Genomic DNA, 15,538 nt, shown 5'->3' with positions numbered 1-15,538 from the left:
AAATAAAATTATTTTTTAAAAAATCAGAAAATTTTTAGTAAAAAGTAGTATAATTATATTTTTATTTTTAGTCAGGGTAGCTCAGCTGGTTAGAGCGCTGGTCTCATAAGCCGGAGGTCGGGAGTTCAAGTCTCCCCCTTGACACCATTAAGTGTAATAATTATTTTTTTTCTTTTGTTACTACAAAAACAATTCCACCAAAACCTATAATCACAACAGCTGTTATAAAAACGATTTCGAAAATATCTAGTATTGTCATTGTTCTTTTGCCCTTTCTTTAAGCTGTCCACAAGCAGCTGAGATATCAAGTCCTTTACTTTCTCTTATAGTGCAAGTTACACCTTTATTGCTGAGTAAATCTTGGAATTTAATCGCATTTTCTAAACTAGGACGTTTATATAAACTTCCTTCATGTGGATTAAAGAGTATTAAATTTACTTTAGCTTTAATGCCATTTAAAAGTTTAACTAATTCTTTGGCGTGTTCAAGCTTATCATTGATACCATCGATCAAAAGATATTCAAACATTATTCTTTTTCTTTGATCTATAGGAAATTCACGCACCGCATCCATAATCGCAGCGATATTATAAGCTTTATTGATAGGCATGAGTTCGGTTCGAAGCTCGTCATTAACCGCATGTAATGATATAGCAAGTAAAACACCTAAATTCATTTGACCTAATTCTTTGATTTGTTTTGCCAAACCGCTAGTACTGATGGTTTGACGGCGAGGACTTATGGCAAGCCCATCATTTTGTGCTAAAATTTTTACCGCTTTGGAAACATTTTTAAGATTATCCAAAGGCTCGCCCATACCCATATATACTATATTTACACGGTGTTCATAAGGGATATTATTTTGTTTTTTGATCCATAAAATTTGTCCGACTATCTCCCCTGCACTTAAATTTCTTTTCAAACCACCCTTGGCAGTAAGACAAAAACTGCATCCACTTTTACAACCCACTTGAGAAGAAACACAGATAGTGTATCTTGCATGAGAAATTCTTTTGCCTTCTGCATCTATTTTTTCTTCTTTCATAGGCAAAAGCACACTTTCTACCCTTAAACCATCAACGAGTTCAAAAAGATATTTTATACTTCCATCTTTACTTTGCTCATTTTTAACACATTTTACAGGGGAAAAATGAAAATTTTGCGCAAGTTCTAAACGCAAATCTTTTGGCAAACTTGACATATCGGAAAAATTATTGGCATATTTTTGATAAATCCATTGATAAATTTGTTTCACGCGAAACATCGGTTTGATTTTTTCTCCTAATTCTTCAGGTAAAAAATCTAAAATATTAACAAGCTCTTTCAAAATTATTTTCCTTTTTGAATTTTTAAATATAATGATATTTTTTTAAGTATTCTTCTAATTTTTCTTTTGCCTTTTGATGATTTTTTATAAAATCTTCGTGAGCGTTTTCATTGCAAAAATTTGTTGCACACAAAATACACTCTGCATCAATATTTAAATTTTTAGCTACACTTAAAACAGAAAAGGCTTCCATATTTTCTGCAAAAAAACCTAATTTCGAAAATTCTTTTGCTGCTTTTGAATTTTGACAAATATAATTTGAAGAATTGATCTTGATTGTTTCACGAGAAACATTTTCTTTTTCTAAACAAATTTCATATTTTGTAGGAGTATAAAAAGCATGTGAAATTTTAGAAAATTCTACATTAAAAGCGTGTGAACTTTTGTAAATTTCTAAAATTTTACCCTTATCGTAAAGCCCACAAGTTCCTATAAATATAAGTTTTGATGGTTTTTCTTTGAAGCAAAGTTGACTCAAATGAAAAGCTGATTCAACCAAACCTATACCTATAGCTTTTGCAAAAGAAAAATTTTCATTTCCACCCGCACAAACAATCATTTTGATCCTTATGAAATTTTACAAAAAATAATTCTACCTAAAAAGACTTAATTAAGAATTTTTAGATAAAATTATTTCTTATGGTTAAAGCAAAAAAACAATACGGACAAAATTTTTTAATCGATAAAAGCGTATTAGCAAAAATCATCCAAGCCATACCCAAAGAGATGAACAATATCATTGAGATTGGGCCTGGCTTAGGTGATTTAACGCAAGAACTTTTAAAAATTTCTCAAGTAAAAGCTTATGAAATCGATAATGATCTCATACCTATTTTAAAAAAGAAATTTCAAAAAGAACTTGAATGTGGAAAATTTAACTTGATCCATCAAGACGCAAGCGAAGCTTTTAATCCTAGTCTTGATGAAAAACCATATTTTTTGGTTGCAAATTTGCCTTATTATGTTGCAAGTCACATTATATTAAAAGCCTTAGAAGATAAAAATTGTCTAGGGCTTATTGTAATGGTGCAAAAAGAAATGGCTGAAAAATTCTGCGCTAAAGAAGGAAATAGTGAGTTTTCTTCCTTAGGTGTTTTAAGTGCAATGATTTGCGAAAGAAAAATGCTTTTTGATGTTGATCCACAATGTTTTAATCCTCCACCAAAAGTTATGTCAGCGGTGATGAGTTTGATTAAAACTAAGGATTTTGATGAACTTTGCGAAATAGAAAATTTCAAAAATTTTCTAAAAGACTGTTTTAAAGCTCCTAGAAAACAACTCTTAGGAAATTTAAAAACATATAAAGCAAAAGTTTTAGAAGTTTTAAGCACCCTTGGCTTAAAAGAAAACATCAGACCACATGAAATTTGCGTTGATTCATACCTTAAAATTTATGACAAATTAAAGGATGAATATGGACGAAAACAAAGAGATAAATAAAAACGAACAAAATCCGAACTCAAATTCAAAAAACAATAAACGCTATAAATATAAAAATCGCAGAAAAAAATTAGCTGATTCTTTGCAAAATGAAAACGATATTCCAAAAATCGATCAAAATTCCAACAAGGAAAATTCTCAAAACTCAGAAAATAAAACTGATAAAAAAAAGAAGAAAAATCGTAATCTTCCTTCAAAACTCACAGGCAATGAAGATTGGCAAATCGCTCTTGCAGAATGTATAGAAGCCAACCGTGTTTCACATGAAAACCGCTTGCACCCTTTAAAATATAATAATTCTAGCGAACATAAAATCCGCATCACTCCTTTAGGGGGCTTAGGAGAAATTGGTGGAAATATCAGTGTTTTTGAAACCAATAAAGACGCAATTATAGTAGATATAGGTATGAGTTTTCCTGATGGAACTATGCATGGGGTAGATATTATCATCCCTGATTTTGACTATGTAAGAAAAATTAAAGATAAAATTCGTGGTATAGTGATCACTCATGCACACGAAGATCATATCGGTGCGGTGCCTTATTTCTTTAAAGAATTTCAATTTCCTATCTACGCTACACCTTTGGCTTTAGGAATGATTTCAAACAAATTTGAAGAACATGGCTTAAAAGCAGAACGCAAATGGTTTCGCCCTGTAGAAAAACGCAAAGTTTACGAGATAGGTGAATTTGATATAGAGTGGATCCACATCACGCATTCTATCATTGATGCTTCAGCACTTGCGATCAAGACAAAAGCAGGAACGATTATCCACACAGGTGATTTTAAAATCGATCAAACTCCAATTGATGGCTATCCAACAGACTTAGGACGTTTAGCATATTATGGAGAAGAAGGGGTTTTATGTCTTTTAAGCGATAGTACAAATTCTTATAAAGAAGGCTATACAAAAAGTGAAAGCTCGGTAGGACCAACTTTTGATCAAATTTTTTCACGCACTAAAGGCAGAGTGATCATGAGTACTTTTAGTTCTAATATCCACCGCGTTTATCAAGCTATCACTTATGGTTTAAAATACGGTAGAAAAGTTTGTGTTATCGGTCGTTCTATGGAAAGAAATCTTTATACTACAATGGAACTTGGTTATATTAAGTTAGACAGAAAAATTTTCATCGATGCTGATGAAGTAAGCAAATATAAAGACAATGAAGTACTTATTGTAACCACAGGAAGTCAAGGCGAAACCATGAGTGCGCTTTATAGAATGGCAACAGATGAGCATAAATTTATAAAAATTAAGCCTACAGATCAAGTGATCATTTCAGCTAAAGCCATACCAGGAAATGAAGCAAGCGTTTCTGCTGTGCTTGATTATCTTTTAAAAGCAGGAGCTAAAGTAGCATATCAAGAATTTAGTGAAATTCATGTAAGCGGACACGCTAGTATAGAAGAGCAAAAGCTTATGCTAACCCTTACTAAGCCTAAATTTTTCTTACCAGTTCATGGAGAATACAATCACATCACCAAGCACAAAGAAACAGCGATGAAATGTGGTATCCCTGAAAGAAATATTTATCTTATGAGTGATGGCGATCAAGTAGAACTTTGCCAAAAATATGTCAAACGCATAAAAACCGTAAAAACAGGTAAAGTTTTTGTGGATAATCAAATCAACAAACAAATCGCCGATGATGTAGTTATAGATCGTCAAAAACTTGCAGATAGTGGTATAGTGGTTATTATCGCACAAATTGACAAAGCCACAAAAACACTGATCAACAAACCAAGAGTATTTAGCTATGGGCTAGTAGCTGACAAACACGATCATGCTTTTAGTAAAGATATGGCTGAAGTTTTAGGACAATTTTTCATCAATGTTAAAGATGAAGTACTCAATGATCCAAGATTTTTAGAAAATCAAATCCGCCAAGTTTTAAGAAAACACATCTTTAGAAAGATTAAAAAATACCCAACCATAGTTCCAACTATTTTTGTAATGTAAAAAAGGGCAAAAACGCCCTTTTTAAGGAAGATCAAATGAGAATTAATAAATTTATATCCCATAACACCCGCTATTCACGCCGTGAAGCTGATGAACTTATCAAACAAGGCTTAGTAAAAATAAACAACAAAATTGCCCTTTTAAGCGATGAAGTTAAATTTGATGATAAAGTCTTTGTTAAAGGTAAAAGAGTACAAAAAAGAACGCAATTTAGCGTGATAATCTACCATAAACAAAAAGGTGAAATTGTCAGTAAAAAAGACGATCGTGGAAGAAAAACTATATACGATACCTTGCCAAGACAATTTAGTACTTGGCTTAGCGTAGGTAGGCTGGATTATGCAAGTGAAGGCTTACTTTTGCTTACAGACTCTCCTGTGATTGCCGATGCTTTAATGCATAGCGATTTAGAAAGAGAATACTACCTTAAAGTTAAAGGCACGGTGAGCAAACAAGTCATCGAAGCCATGCAAAATGGACTTGAGATTAAAAATGAAAAAAAAGGCGCACATGCAAAAACTAAAATTACCTCTATGAGTTTTGCTCCTTTTATAGACTTTGAAATTTTTGGATCAAGTGGAGGCTATACCAAGCTTAGAGTGGTTATAAATGAAGGTAAAAATAGAGAGCTTAGACGCTTTTTTGGACATTTTGATCTTGAAGTCATGGATCTTAAGCGTGTTGCTTTTGGGGCCTTAGATCTTGGTATGTTAAAGGCAGGAAAACATCGTTATTTAGAAAATGGCGAATATGAAAAATTGAGAGATTTTTTAAAATTTAATGAAATAAGATATTGACCATTATATACAAAAATTTAAAAAATAATGATAATTTTTAAATTCTAAAAATTCTATTTTTGTCCTTTTTAAAAGGAAAATAATAGAAAAATTTCATCAAATTCCTTGACTTTGAAAACAAGATTTTATATACTCTCATTTCAATTTTTATAAATTGGTTAGTTTTTAACTAACGAGTTCTTTTTAAAGGAAATATTATGGAAAGAATTAGGCTTAAGCTAAAAGCTTATGACCATCGAGTACTAGACAGAACAGTTGCAGCAATCGTAGAAGCTGTTAAAAGAACAGGTGCGGATATCAGAGGTCCGATACCAATGCCTACTAAAATCAAACGCTATACAGTTTTAAAATCTCCACACATTAACAAAGATTCTCGTGAGCAGTTTGAAATAAGAATTCACGCGCGTATGCTAGATATAGTAGCAGCGACTCCAGATACAGTTGATTCTTTAACTAAGCTTGATTTAGCGCCAGAAGTAAGCGTTGAAGTAAGAGCTATGGGTAAGTAAGGATAAGATATGGAATATATTGTAGAAAAAATCGGAATGAGCAGAACAATTACTAATCCAAGTATCGCTGTAACTTTACTAAGAGTTGTAAATGCAAAAGTATGTGAAGTTGAAGGCGGAAAGGCTTTAGTAGCATATCCAAAAGGTAAAGCAAGTAATAAATGTGTCGCAGGACAACAAAAAAAGTATAATCTTTCTGCAGAATACAATAGATTTGCGACTTTAGAAGTAGCAAATACTGAAGCAGGAGATTTAGATGAAACTCCATTAAATGAAGCAAAAATTTTAAAAGTAAGCTTTAACACTAAAGGTAGAGGTTATAGCGGTGTTATGAAAAGACATAACTTCGCAGGGGGTCCAGCAAGTCATGGTTCGAGATTTCATAGACGCCACGGATCTATTGGTAATAGAGAATGGCCAGGTCGTGTTCAACCAGGTATGAAAATGGCAGGACATTATGGAAATACTAAAGTAACCGTTAAAAACGAAGTTGTATCTTATGATGCTGAAAACAAAATTTTAGTAGTTAAGGGTGCAGTACCAGGTTATAATGGTGCTATGGGTAAAATAAGGATTGCAAAATGAGTAAAGTAGTTGTTTTAAATGATAAATTAGAAAAAGCAGGTGAACTTGATTTACCTTCAAAATATGCGGAAGTAAATCCACACAATCTTTACTTATATGTAAAATCTTACCTTGCAAGTTTAAGAGCAAATACAGCTCATACTAAAGGTAGAAGTGATGTAAGTGGTGGTGGTAAAAAACCTTGGAGACAAAAAGGTCGTGGCGGTGCTAGAGCGGGTTCAACAAGAACTAACGTTTGGGTAGGCGGTGCGGTTGCTTTTGGTCCAACAAATGAAAGAAACTACTTCCAAAAAGTAAATAAAAAACAAAAAAGATTGGCGCTTGAAAGAGCTTTAGCAGATAAAGCAGCTAAGGGTGCGTTATTTGCTACTGATTCTTTAGCTATTGAAAGTGGCAAAACAAAAGATGCAAACGCTGTGATTAAAAAACTTGGCGTCAAAGATGCTTTAATCGTTAAAGATTTACTAGATGAAAAAACACTTTTAGCTTACAGAAATTTAGCAAATTGCTATGTAGTTGATGTAAGCGAAGTAAATGCTTATTTAGTATCTGTATTTAATGCTGTTATCATAGAAAAATCAGCGTTAGAATCTATTACAAAAGAGGGATAATTATGGCAGATATTACTGATATAAAGACTATACTTTACACAGAAAAAAGTTTGAATTTGCAAGAGCAAGGTGTCGTAGTTATTCAAACTTCACCAAAGATGACTAAAACAGGCTTAAAAGCGGTTTTAAAAGAGTATTTTGGTGTAACTCCAAAAAGCATCAATTCTTTAAGAATGGATGGAAAAGTTAAGCGTTTTAGAGGTCGTTTAGGTCAAAGAAACGATTACAAAAAATTCTATGTTAAGCTACCTGAAGGTGTTAGCTTAGAAAATACGGAGGCTTAAGATGGCAATTAAAACTTATAAACCATATACTCCAAGTAGAAGATATATCACAGGTTTAAGTTCTGAAGATATTACAGCTAAACCAAGTGTACGCTCACTACTTGTTAAACTTCCAGCACACGCAGGTCGTAACAGTTATGGAAGAATTACAAGTCGTCATAAAGAAGCAGGTGCTAAAAAACTTTATAGAATTATTGATTTTAAACGTCGTAAATTCGGTATAGAAGGCAAAGTAGAAGCAATCGAGTATGATCCATATAGAAATTGTAGAATTGCTTTGATTGCTTATAAAGATGGGGAAAAAAGATATATTCTTCAACCACGTGGATTAAGCGTTGGAGATATTGTTGCAGCTGCTGAAAGCGGACTTGATATTAAACCAGGTAATGCAATGAAACTTAAAAACATTCCTGTGGGTACTATTGTTCATAATGTTGAGTTAAAACCAGGTAAAGGCGGTCAAATGATCCGTTCTGCGGGTGCTTATGCACAACTTATGGGTAAAGAAGAAAAATATGTTATTTTAAGACTTGCAAGTGGCGAAATGAGACAAGTTTTAGCTGAATGTATGGCAAGTATCGGCGAAGTTGGAAATGAAGAATGGGCTAACGTAACTATCGGTAAAGCAGGTAGAAATCGCCATAGAGGTATCCGTCCACAAACTCGTGGTTCTGCTATGAACCCAGTAGATCACCCGCACGGTGGGGGTGAAGGTAAGAAAAATTCAGGCCGTCATCCAGTAACTCCATGGGGTAAACCAACTAAAGGTGCGAAAACTCGTCGTAAAAAAGCTAGCGATAAGCTAATAATTTCAAGAAGAAAAGGAAAGTAAGATGGCTAGATCACTAAAAAAAGGTCCTTTTGTTGATGATCATGTAATGAAAAAAGTCATCGCTGCTAAAAAGGCTAATGATAATAAACCAATTAAAACTTGGTCAAGAAGAAGCACAATTACTCCTGATATGATAGGACTTACATTTAATGTTCATAATGGTAAAAGTTTCATTCCGGTTTATATTACTGAAAATCACATCGGTTATAAACTCGGTGAATTTGCTCCAACACGCACATTTAAAGGGCATAAAGGCTCTGTGCAAAAGAAAATTGGTAAGTAAGGGATAAGATATGAGTAAAGCATTAATTAAATTCATAAGATTATCTCCAACTAAAGCAAGATTGATTGCTAGAGAAGTTCAGGGGATGAATGCAGAATTAGCTATGGCTAGTTTAAAATTTATGCCAAATAAAGGTGCAAAATACATCGCAAATGCAATTTCAAGTGCAGTAGCAAATGGTGGCTTTGAAGCAAACGAAGTGGTTGTAAAAAGTTGTCGTGTTGACGCAGCTGCGGTATTAAAAAGATTTAGACCAAGAGCTAGAGGAAGTGCAAGTCGTATTAGAAAACCAACTTCACATATTTTAGTAGAAGTGGCAAAAGCAGAAGTGAAAGCTGAAGAGAAAAAAACAGTAGCTAAAAAAGCTCCAGCAGCTAAAAAGACTACTACAACAAAAGCTCCAGCTAAAAAAACAACAAGCACTAAAAAAGCAACAGCGAAAAAGGAAAGCTAATGGGACAAAAAGTTAATCCAATTGGTCTAAGACTAGGAATCAATAGAAACTGGGAATCAAGATGGTTTCCGACTAAAGCAAATTTAGTAGAAAATATCGGTGAAGATTACAAAATCAGAGCTTTCTTAAAAAGAAAACTTTATTACGCAGGAATCAGTCAAATTTTAGTAGAAAGAACTGCTAAAAAACTTCGTGTTACTGTAGTTGCTGCAAGACCAGGTATCATCATCGGCAAAAAAGGTAGTGATGTTGATAATTTAAGAAAAGAATTGCAAGATTTAATTGGTAAAGATGTAAATATCAATATCAAAGAAGAGAGAAAAGCAGGAGCTTCAGCTCAACTTGCTGCTGAAAGTGTTGCAACTCAACTTGAAAAAAGAATTGCTTTTAGAAGAGCAATGAAAAAAGTAATTCAAGGTGCGCAAAAAGCAGGTGCTAAAGGGATTAAAGTTTCAGTTTCTGGTCGTTTAGGCGGTGCTGAAATGGCAAGAACAGAATGGTATCTTGAAGGACGCGTTCCACTTCATACTTTAAGAGCAAAAATCGATTATGGTTTTGCAGAAGCTAGAACTACTTATGGAAACATAGGGGTTAAAGTATGGATCTTTAAAGGTGAAGTATTACACAAAGGTATGCAACCTGAAAAAACTGAAGAAAGTGCTCCAGCTAAAAAGCCAAGACGCACAAGAAGGGGTAAATAATCATGTTAATGCCAAAAAGAACTAAATATCGCAAAATGATGAAAGGGCGTAACAGAGGTTATGCTAATCGTGGAACAGAATTTACTTTTGGTGAATTTGCATTAAAAGCAACTGAAGCAGGACGCATTAACTCACGCCAAATTGAAGCAGCGCGTATCGCTTTAACTCGTTTTGTTAAAAGACAAGGAAAAACTTGGATTAGAGTTTTCCCAGATAAGCCTTTGACAAAAAAACCTTTAGAAACTCGTATGGGTAAAGGTAAAGGTGCTGTTGAAGAATGGGTAATGAATATCAAGCCAGGTCGTATCATTTATGAAATGGCAGGAGTAAGCGAAGAAATGGCAAGAGAAGCATTGACTTTAGCTATGCATAAACTTCCATTTAAAACTAAGTTTGTTACAAGAGAGAGCCAAAATGAAATATACTGAGATTAAAGATAAAACAGCAGCTGAGCTTGCAACAATGCTAAAAGAAAAAAAGGTGCTTTTATTCACTTTAAAACAAAAGCTAAAAACAATGCAACTTACTAATCCAAAAGAGATTAGCCAAGTAAAAAAAGACATTGCTAGAATAAATACAGCAATTAACGCTTTAAGATAAGGATAGAAAATGGCATTTAAAAGAGAAATTCAAGGCGTTGTTGTTAAAATCGCTGGTGAAAAAACCGCAAGTGTTTTGGTTGAAAGAAAAGTGGTTCATCCAAGATATAGAAAAATTGTTAAACGCTTTAAAAAATATCTAATTCATGATGAGAGAAATGAAGTTAAAGTGGGTGATACTGTTGTTGCAGTAGAATGCAGACCACTTTCAAAAAGAAAATCATTTCGCTTAAAATCTGTATTAGCTACAGGAGTTGAGTAATGATTCAAAGTTTTACAAGACTTGCAGTTGCTGATAATAGCGGTGCAAAAGAATTAATGTGTATCAAGGTTTTAGGGGGTAGCAAAAGAAGATACGCTACCGTAGGTGATGTAATCGTTGCATCTGTTAAAAAAGCTTTACCAAATGGAAAAGTTAAAAAAGGTCAAGTGGTAAAAGCGGTTATCGTTAGAACTAAAAAAGAAATTCATAGAGATAATGGTTCTTTGATTCGTTTTGATGAAAACGCTGCAGTTATTCTTGATAACAAAAGAGAGCCTATCGGAACTCGTATCTTTGGGCCAGTGGGCAGAGAAGTTAGATATGGTGGCTTTATGAAAATCGTTTCACTAGCACCGGAGGTATTATAATGGCGGTTAAATTAAAAATCAAAAAAGGTGATAGCGTTAAGGTTATCACAGGTGATGATAAAGGTAAAACAGGTAAAGTTTTAGCGGTATATCCAAAAACACTTAAAGTGGTAGTTGAAGGATGTAAAATCGCTAAAAAAGCTATTAAGCCGAGTGAGAAAAACCCAAATGGTGGTTTTATCAATAAAGAAATGCCAATGGATATTTCCAATGTGGCAAAAGTTCAGGAGTAAGCGATGATGAGATTAAAAGAAAAATACAATCAAAGCATTAAACCTGCATTGGTTAAAGAATTTGATATCAAAAATCCTATGCTTATCCCTGTGATCGAAAAAGTAGTTATCAGCGTAGGTGCTGGTGAGTTGGCTAAAGATCAAAAAGTATTGCAAAATGTTGCAGATACGATTTCTTTAATTGCAGGACAAAAGGCTGTGATTACTAAAGCTAAAAAATCAGTTGCAGGATTTAAAGTTCGCGAAGGTTTTCCTGTGGGTGTAATGGTAACTTTAAGAAAAGAAAATATGTATGCTTTTCTTGATAAATTAATTTCTATTGCTTTGCCAAGGGTGAAAGACTTTAGAGGTTTAAGTAGAGATGGTTTTGATGGACGCGGAAACTACAACTTCGGTCTTGATGAGCAGTTGATGTTCCCAGAAGTGGAGTATGATAAAATTTTAAGAACTCATGGTATGAACATTTCTATAGTTACAACAGCACAAAATGATAAACAGGCACAAAAGTTATTAGAACTTATCGGTGTGCCATTTACAAAAGGAAAGTAAGATGGCTAAAAAATCAATGATTGCAAAAGCGGCACGCAAGCCTAAATTTAAAGTTAGAGCTTATACAAGATGCCAAATTTGTGGGCGTCCGCATTCGGTTTATAGAGATTTTGGAATTTGCAGAGTTTGCTTAAGAAAAATGGGTAACGAAGGTTTGATTCCAGGTCTTAAGAAAGCAAGTTGGTAAGGATAAAATATGATAAATGATATTATTTCAGATTCACTCACTCGTATCAGAAATGCAGGAATGAGAAAGCTTGAAACAACCAAGCTTTTACATTCTAAAGTTGTAGAAGCTTTAGTTGGAATTTTTCAAGCTAAGGGCTATATTGAGAGTTTTAATGTTATTGAAGAAGATAAAAAGAAATTTATCAATGTAGTTTTAAAATACGATGAAAAAGGTAAGAGTGTTATCAATGAGCTTAAAAGAATTTCTAAGCCTGGTCGTCGTGTTTATAAAGGTAAAGATGAAATCAAGCGTTTTAAAAATGGTTATGGTACTATCGTAGTTAGCACAAGTCATGGTGTTTTAGCTAATGATGAAGCTTATAAAGCAGGTGTTGGCGGCGAAATTTTATGTACCATTTGGTAAAAAATCTGCTTTTTATGGCATTGGGTATCCATTCTTTTAAAAAAGTAGAAATATCCTAGACAAATAAAAAGGAAAAATATGTCTCGTATAGGTAAACAACCGATTGCTATTCCAGCAGGAGTAGAAGTAAAATTAGAAGGAAATTTGCTTAAATTTAAAAAAGGAAATTTGGCAAAAGAACTTGATACTAAAGCAAATGTAAATGTTGAGATTAAAGATAATAATATTCTTTTTTCTCCAAAAGGTGAAGACAGACAAAGTAGAGCTTATTGGGGAACTTACAGAGCTTTAGCTTACAATATCGTTGTAGGTTTAACTCAAGGTTTTTCAAAAACTCTTGAAATCAATGGAGTTGGTTATAAAGCAGCTTTAAAAGGTAAAGTTTTAGAACTAAGCCTTGGTTTTTCTCATCCTATTAATTATGATATTCCAGAAGGAATTGAAATTGTAGTGGATAAAAATACTATTGCAGTTAAAGGAAGTGATAAACAAGTTGTAGGTCAAGTTGCTGCTCAAATTCGTGAATTTAGACTGCCAGAGCCATATAAAGGAAAAGGCGTTAAGTATTCTGATGAACGCATTATCCGCAAAGCTGGTAAGACATCTAAGAAGTAAGGGTAGAATATGAGAGCAAATGTATTAAAAAGAAAACTAACTTTAAGAATCAAAAGAAAAAAAAGAATTAGAGCGAAAATTTCAGGTTGTGAAAATTTTCCAAGAATTTCTGTATTTAAATCAAACAGAACTCTATATATCCAAGCGATTGATGATGTAAAAGCTGTAACTTTAGCAGCAGTTGATGGACGCAAACTTGGCGTTAAAGCAAATAAAGAAGGTGCTAAAAAAATCGCTGCTGAATTTGCTAAAACTTTAAAAGCTAAAAAGATAGAACAAGCTGTTTTTGATAGAAATGGTTATGTATATCATGGTGTTATCGCAGCATTGGCTGAATCTTTAAGAGAAAATGGCATTAGGCTATAAGGGGTAAATCGATGGAAAAATATAATAGAGAAGAATTTGAAGAAGTAATCGTCGATATCGGCAGAGTTACTAAGGTTGTTAAAGGTGGTAGAAGATTTAGATTTACTGCTTTAGTTATCATTGGAAACCGCAAAGGTTTAGTAGGTGTTGGTTATGGTAAGGCTAAGGAAGTTCCAGATGCTATCCGTAAAGCTGTTGATGATGCGTTTAAAAATATCGTTGAAGTTAAAACTAAAGGCTCAACTATCGCTCACGATGTAGAGGTAAAATATAACGCAAGTAGAATTTTACTTAAACCAGCTAGTGAAGGTACAGGAGTTATCGCAGGTGGTTCTACACGCCCTATCGTGGAACTTGCAGGTATTAAAGACATCTTAACCAAGTCTTTGGGTTCAAATAATTCAGCTAATGTGGTTCGTGCTACAATCAAAGCTTTAACAATGTTAAAAGGATAAGAAGATGAATTTAACAAAAGCAGCGGGTTCAACGCATAAAACTAAAAGAATTGGCCGTGGTCAAGGTTCTGGCATGGGTAAGACTGCTACTAAAGGGGGTAAAGGTCAAACTGCTAGAAAAGGTTATAATGAAAAAAGAGGTTTTGAAGGGGGTCAACAACCACTTCAAAGAAGACTACCAAAAGTAGGTTTTACTTCTAAAATTCAAAAACCTTATGTGATCAATGTTGAAAAAATCACAGCTATAAAAGAGCTTAGTGAAATTACATTTGAGAGCATTAAAAGTGTTCACAAAATTTCAAAATCTGTGAATAAAATCAAATTAATTGGTGTAAGTGCAAAAGACTTAGTATCAAAAATCAAAGACGAGAATATTAGCGTCACCGGATCAAAATAATGAATAGAGCATTGACGAATAAGATTTTAATCACCTTAGCATTTTTGTTTGCTTATAGGGTTCTGGCTTATGTGCCAGTTCCTGGCGTCAATGCTGATGTGATTGCGGAATTTTTTAATAACAATCAAAACAATGCTTTGGGTTTATTTAATGTTTTTAGTGGTGGAGCGGCTGAACGCTTTTCTATCATTTCTTTAGGTATTATGCCTTATATTACTGCTTCTATTATTATGGAGCTTCTTGCAGCAACTTTTCCAAATATCGGTAAGATGAAAAAAGAGCGTGATAGTATGCAAAAATATATGCAAATTATCCGTTATGCGACTATTGTGATTACTTTGGTTCAAAGTATAGGCGTTGCTATAGGTTTGCAAAGCTTACATGGTCGTGGTGGTGCAGGGGCTATAATGGTGGAAGATTTAAATATGTTTATCGCACTTTGTGCTATTTCTATGCTTGCAGGAACTATGCTTTTAATGTGGCTTGGTGAACAAATCACACAAAGAGGTATAGGAAATGGTATTTCTTTAATCATTTTTGCAGGTATTGTTTCAGGTATTCCAAGAGCGATTTCAGGAACTGTAGGGCAAATCAATTCAGGCGAGATGAATTTCTTAACCGCTTTTGCAATTTTTGCTTTGATTTTAATCACCATAGGCGTGATTATTTATGTAGAACTTGGAGAAAGAAGAATTCCTATTTCTTATTCTCGTAAAGTTGTAATGCAAAATCAAAACAAACGCATTATGAATTATATTCCTATTAAACTCAATCTTAGTGGGGTTATTCCACCGATTTTTGCTAGTGCGATTTTGATGTTTCCAACAACGATTTTACAAACTAGTACAAATCCTTATCTACAAGCTATTAATGACTTTTTAAATCCAAATGGTTATTTGTTTCATGTTTTAACTTTCTTGTTTGTGATTTTCTTTGCTTATTTTTATGCTTCTATCGTATTTAATGCTAAAGATATAGCAGAAAATTTGAAAAAACAAGGTGGTTTTATCCCTGGAATTCGTCCAGGTGAAGGAACTTCAAGTTATCTTAACGAAGTAGCTTCTCGTTTAACTTTATCAGGTTCTATTTATTTAGGGCTTGTTGCAACCTTACCTTGGGTTTTGGTGAAATTTATGGGTGTACCTTTTCATTTTGGCGGTACTTCTGTACTTATTGTAGTTCAAGTAGCACTTGATACGATGAGAAAAATTGAAGCTCAAATTTATATGAGTAAATACCAAACTTTAAGTGCGGTAGGTTTGTAATATATTTCAACAAGGGTAATTTTCCTTGTTGAAATAATTTTTTTATTTTATT

27 protein-coding genes and 1 tRNA gene are annotated in these 15,538 nt (G+C 33.5%); 25 read left to right on the top strand and 3 right to left on the bottom strand.

Annotated features, from left to right (window positions below):
* Positions 1-70 precede the first annotated feature (70 nt).
* Positions 71-147: transfer RNA gene (locus ELQ05_RS02905), tRNA-Met, on the top strand.
* Positions 148-160: 13 nt separating this feature from the next.
* On the opposite strand, the gene ELQ05_RS02900 is transcribed toward ELQ05_RS02905, so the two are convergent.
* From ELQ05_RS02900 to ELQ05_RS02890, 3 genes are read right to left on the bottom strand one after another with little or no spacing between them, the layout of a single operon-like run.
* A complete protein-coding gene (locus tag ELQ05_RS02900) occupies positions 161-259 on the bottom strand; it encodes a hypothetical protein (RefSeq protein ID WP_070240248.1) in 99 nt (32 codons plus the stop codon).
* Positions 256-1,326 (bottom strand): 23S rRNA (adenine(2503)-C(2))-methyltransferase RlmN, encoded by a 1,071-nt coding sequence (rlmN, locus tag ELQ05_RS02895; protein ID WP_070316607.1) that lies wholly within the window; start codon positions 1,324-1,326, stop codon positions 256-258. Before rlmN ends, ELQ05_RS02900 begins: the two co-directional genes overlap by 4 nt.
* A 22-nt stretch (positions 1,327-1,348) precedes the next feature.
* On the bottom strand, positions 1,349-1,885 hold the full coding sequence (locus ELQ05_RS02890) for a purine-nucleoside phosphorylase (protein WP_070316606.1): 537 nt from the start codon (positions 1,883-1,885) through the stop codon (positions 1,349-1,351).
* 80 nt (positions 1,886-1,965) lie between these two features.
* Between ELQ05_RS02890 and rsmA the strand changes: the two genes are divergently transcribed.
* The 24 genes from rsmA (at position 1,966) to secY (ending at position 15,486) form a co-directional block, all read left to right on the top strand.
* Positions 1,966-2,766, top strand: a complete 801-nt coding sequence (rsmA, locus tag ELQ05_RS02885) for a 16S rRNA (adenine(1518)-N(6)/adenine(1519)-N(6))-dimethyltransferase RsmA (protein ID WP_002937496.1) — start codon at positions 1,966-1,968, stop codon at positions 2,764-2,766.
* Positions 2,735-4,729 carry a ribonuclease J gene (locus tag ELQ05_RS02880; RefSeq protein WP_079862122.1) on the top strand — a complete coding sequence of 665 codons (1,995 nt, stop codon included), beginning with the start codon at positions 2,735-2,737 and terminating at the stop codon, positions 4,727-4,729. Before rsmA ends, ELQ05_RS02880 begins: the two co-directional genes overlap by 32 nt.
* A 35-nt stretch (positions 4,730-4,764) precedes the next feature.
* A complete protein-coding gene (locus ELQ05_RS02875) occupies positions 4,765-5,526 on the top strand; it encodes a pseudouridine synthase (RefSeq protein ID WP_002853086.1) in 762 nt (253 codons plus the stop codon).
* Positions 5,527-5,723: 197 nt separating this feature from the next.
* Positions 5,724-6,035 (top strand): 30S ribosomal protein S10, encoded by a 312-nt coding sequence (gene rpsJ / locus ELQ05_RS02870; protein WP_002779353.1) that lies wholly within the window; start codon positions 5,724-5,726, stop codon positions 6,033-6,035.
* Positions 6,036-6,044: 9 nt separating this feature from the next.
* Positions 6,045-6,620 carry a 50S ribosomal protein L3 gene (gene rplC / locus ELQ05_RS02865; RefSeq protein ID WP_002779987.1) on the top strand — a complete coding sequence of 192 codons (576 nt, stop codon included), beginning with the start codon at positions 6,045-6,047 and terminating at the stop codon, positions 6,618-6,620.
* Entirely contained in the window at positions 6,617-7,231 is a 615-nt protein-coding gene (gene rplD, locus ELQ05_RS02860) for a 50S ribosomal protein L4 (protein ID WP_057033979.1), read from the top strand. Before rplC ends, rplD begins: the two co-directional genes overlap by 4 nt.
* A 2-nt stretch (positions 7,232-7,233) precedes the next feature.
* Entirely contained in the window at positions 7,234-7,515 is a 282-nt protein-coding gene (locus tag ELQ05_RS02855) for a 50S ribosomal protein L23 (protein ID WP_002856384.1), read from the top strand.
* Between the two features lies 1 nt (position 7,516).
* A complete protein-coding gene (gene rplB / locus ELQ05_RS02850) occupies positions 7,517-8,347 on the top strand; it encodes a 50S ribosomal protein L2 (protein WP_002825501.1) in 831 nt (276 codons plus the stop codon).
* 1 nt (position 8,348) lies between these two features.
* Positions 8,349-8,630 (top strand): 30S ribosomal protein S19, encoded by a 282-nt coding sequence (gene rpsS, locus ELQ05_RS02845; protein ID WP_002851509.1) that lies wholly within the window; start codon positions 8,349-8,351, stop codon positions 8,628-8,630.
* Positions 8,631-8,640: 10 nt separating this feature from the next.
* Positions 8,641-9,084: a 50S ribosomal protein L22 gene (gene rplV, locus ELQ05_RS02840; protein ID WP_002855723.1), complete on the top strand. Its 444-nt coding sequence runs from the start codon at positions 8,641-8,643 to the stop codon at positions 9,082-9,084.
* Complete coding sequence (rpsC, locus tag ELQ05_RS02835; RefSeq protein ID WP_002851138.1) at positions 9,084-9,785, top strand: 30S ribosomal protein S3; 702 nt, start codon at positions 9,084-9,086, stop codon at positions 9,783-9,785. Before rplV ends, rpsC begins: the two co-directional genes overlap by 1 nt.
* A gap of 2 nt (positions 9,786-9,787) precedes the next feature.
* On the top strand, positions 9,788-10,213 hold the full coding sequence (rplP, locus tag ELQ05_RS02830) for a 50S ribosomal protein L16 (protein ID WP_002779441.1): 426 nt from the start codon (positions 9,788-9,790) through the stop codon (positions 10,211-10,213).
* Positions 10,200-10,385 (top strand): 50S ribosomal protein L29, encoded by a 186-nt coding sequence (gene rpmC, locus ELQ05_RS02825; protein WP_002851566.1) that lies wholly within the window; start codon positions 10,200-10,202, stop codon positions 10,383-10,385. The genes rplP and rpmC overlap by 14 nt, the downstream gene beginning before the upstream one ends.
* A 9-nt stretch (positions 10,386-10,394) precedes the next feature.
* Positions 10,395-10,646 carry a 30S ribosomal protein S17 gene (rpsQ, locus tag ELQ05_RS02820; protein ID WP_002851549.1) on the top strand — a complete coding sequence of 84 codons (252 nt, stop codon included), beginning with the start codon at positions 10,395-10,397 and terminating at the stop codon, positions 10,644-10,646.
* Positions 10,646-11,014: a 50S ribosomal protein L14 gene (gene rplN / locus ELQ05_RS02815; RefSeq protein ID WP_002779438.1), complete on the top strand. Its 369-nt coding sequence runs from the start codon at positions 10,646-10,648 to the stop codon at positions 11,012-11,014. Before rpsQ ends, rplN begins: the two co-directional genes overlap by 1 nt.
* A complete protein-coding gene (gene rplX, locus ELQ05_RS02810) occupies positions 11,014-11,247 on the top strand; it encodes a 50S ribosomal protein L24 (RefSeq protein ID WP_002779437.1) in 234 nt (77 codons plus the stop codon). The genes rplN and rplX overlap by 1 nt, the downstream gene beginning before the upstream one ends.
* Before the next feature lie 3 nt (positions 11,248-11,250).
* Positions 11,251-11,796 carry a 50S ribosomal protein L5 gene (rplE, locus tag ELQ05_RS02805; RefSeq protein ID WP_002851453.1) on the top strand — a complete coding sequence of 182 codons (546 nt, stop codon included), beginning with the start codon at positions 11,251-11,253 and terminating at the stop codon, positions 11,794-11,796.
* Position 11,797: 1 nt separating this feature from the next.
* Positions 11,798-11,983 carry a type Z 30S ribosomal protein S14 gene (locus ELQ05_RS02800; RefSeq protein WP_002851478.1) on the top strand — a complete coding sequence of 62 codons (186 nt, stop codon included), beginning with the start codon at positions 11,798-11,800 and terminating at the stop codon, positions 11,981-11,983.
* Positions 11,984-11,992: 9 nt separating this feature from the next.
* On the top strand, positions 11,993-12,388 hold the full coding sequence (gene rpsH / locus ELQ05_RS02795; protein ID WP_002851353.1) for a 30S ribosomal protein S8: 396 nt from the start codon (positions 11,993-11,995) through the stop codon (positions 12,386-12,388).
* Between the two features lie 78 nt (positions 12,389-12,466).
* Complete coding sequence (rplF, locus tag ELQ05_RS02790) at positions 12,467-13,003, top strand: 50S ribosomal protein L6 (protein ID WP_057033977.1); 537 nt, start codon at positions 12,467-12,469, stop codon at positions 13,001-13,003.
* 9 nt (positions 13,004-13,012) lie between these two features.
* Positions 13,013-13,369, top strand: a complete 357-nt coding sequence (gene rplR / locus ELQ05_RS02785; protein WP_002785535.1) for a 50S ribosomal protein L18 — start codon at positions 13,013-13,015, stop codon at positions 13,367-13,369.
* A gap of 11 nt (positions 13,370-13,380) precedes the next feature.
* A complete protein-coding gene (gene rpsE, locus ELQ05_RS02780) occupies positions 13,381-13,824 on the top strand; it encodes a 30S ribosomal protein S5 (RefSeq protein ID WP_052777998.1) in 444 nt (147 codons plus the stop codon).
* A 4-nt stretch (positions 13,825-13,828) separates the two neighbouring features.
* Positions 13,829-14,221, top strand: a complete 393-nt coding sequence (gene rplO / locus ELQ05_RS02775; RefSeq protein ID WP_070316604.1) for a 50S ribosomal protein L15 — start codon at positions 13,829-13,831, stop codon at positions 14,219-14,221.
* The gene (gene secY, locus ELQ05_RS02770; protein WP_002866819.1) at positions 14,221-15,486 is read left to right on the top strand and encodes a preprotein translocase subunit SecY; all 1,266 of its coding nucleotides are present in this window, start codon (positions 14,221-14,223) and stop codon (positions 15,484-15,486) included. Before rplO ends, secY begins: the two co-directional genes overlap by 1 nt.
* Positions 15,487-15,538 lie beyond the last annotated feature (52 nt).

The sequence above is a fragment of the Campylobacter sp. US53 genome (genome assembly GCF_004378995.1).
GTDB classification, from domain to species: Bacteria; Campylobacterota; Campylobacteria; order Campylobacterales; family Campylobacteraceae; genus Campylobacter_D; species Campylobacter_D jejuni.
This window is presented reverse-complemented; position numbering and strand designations above follow the sequence as displayed.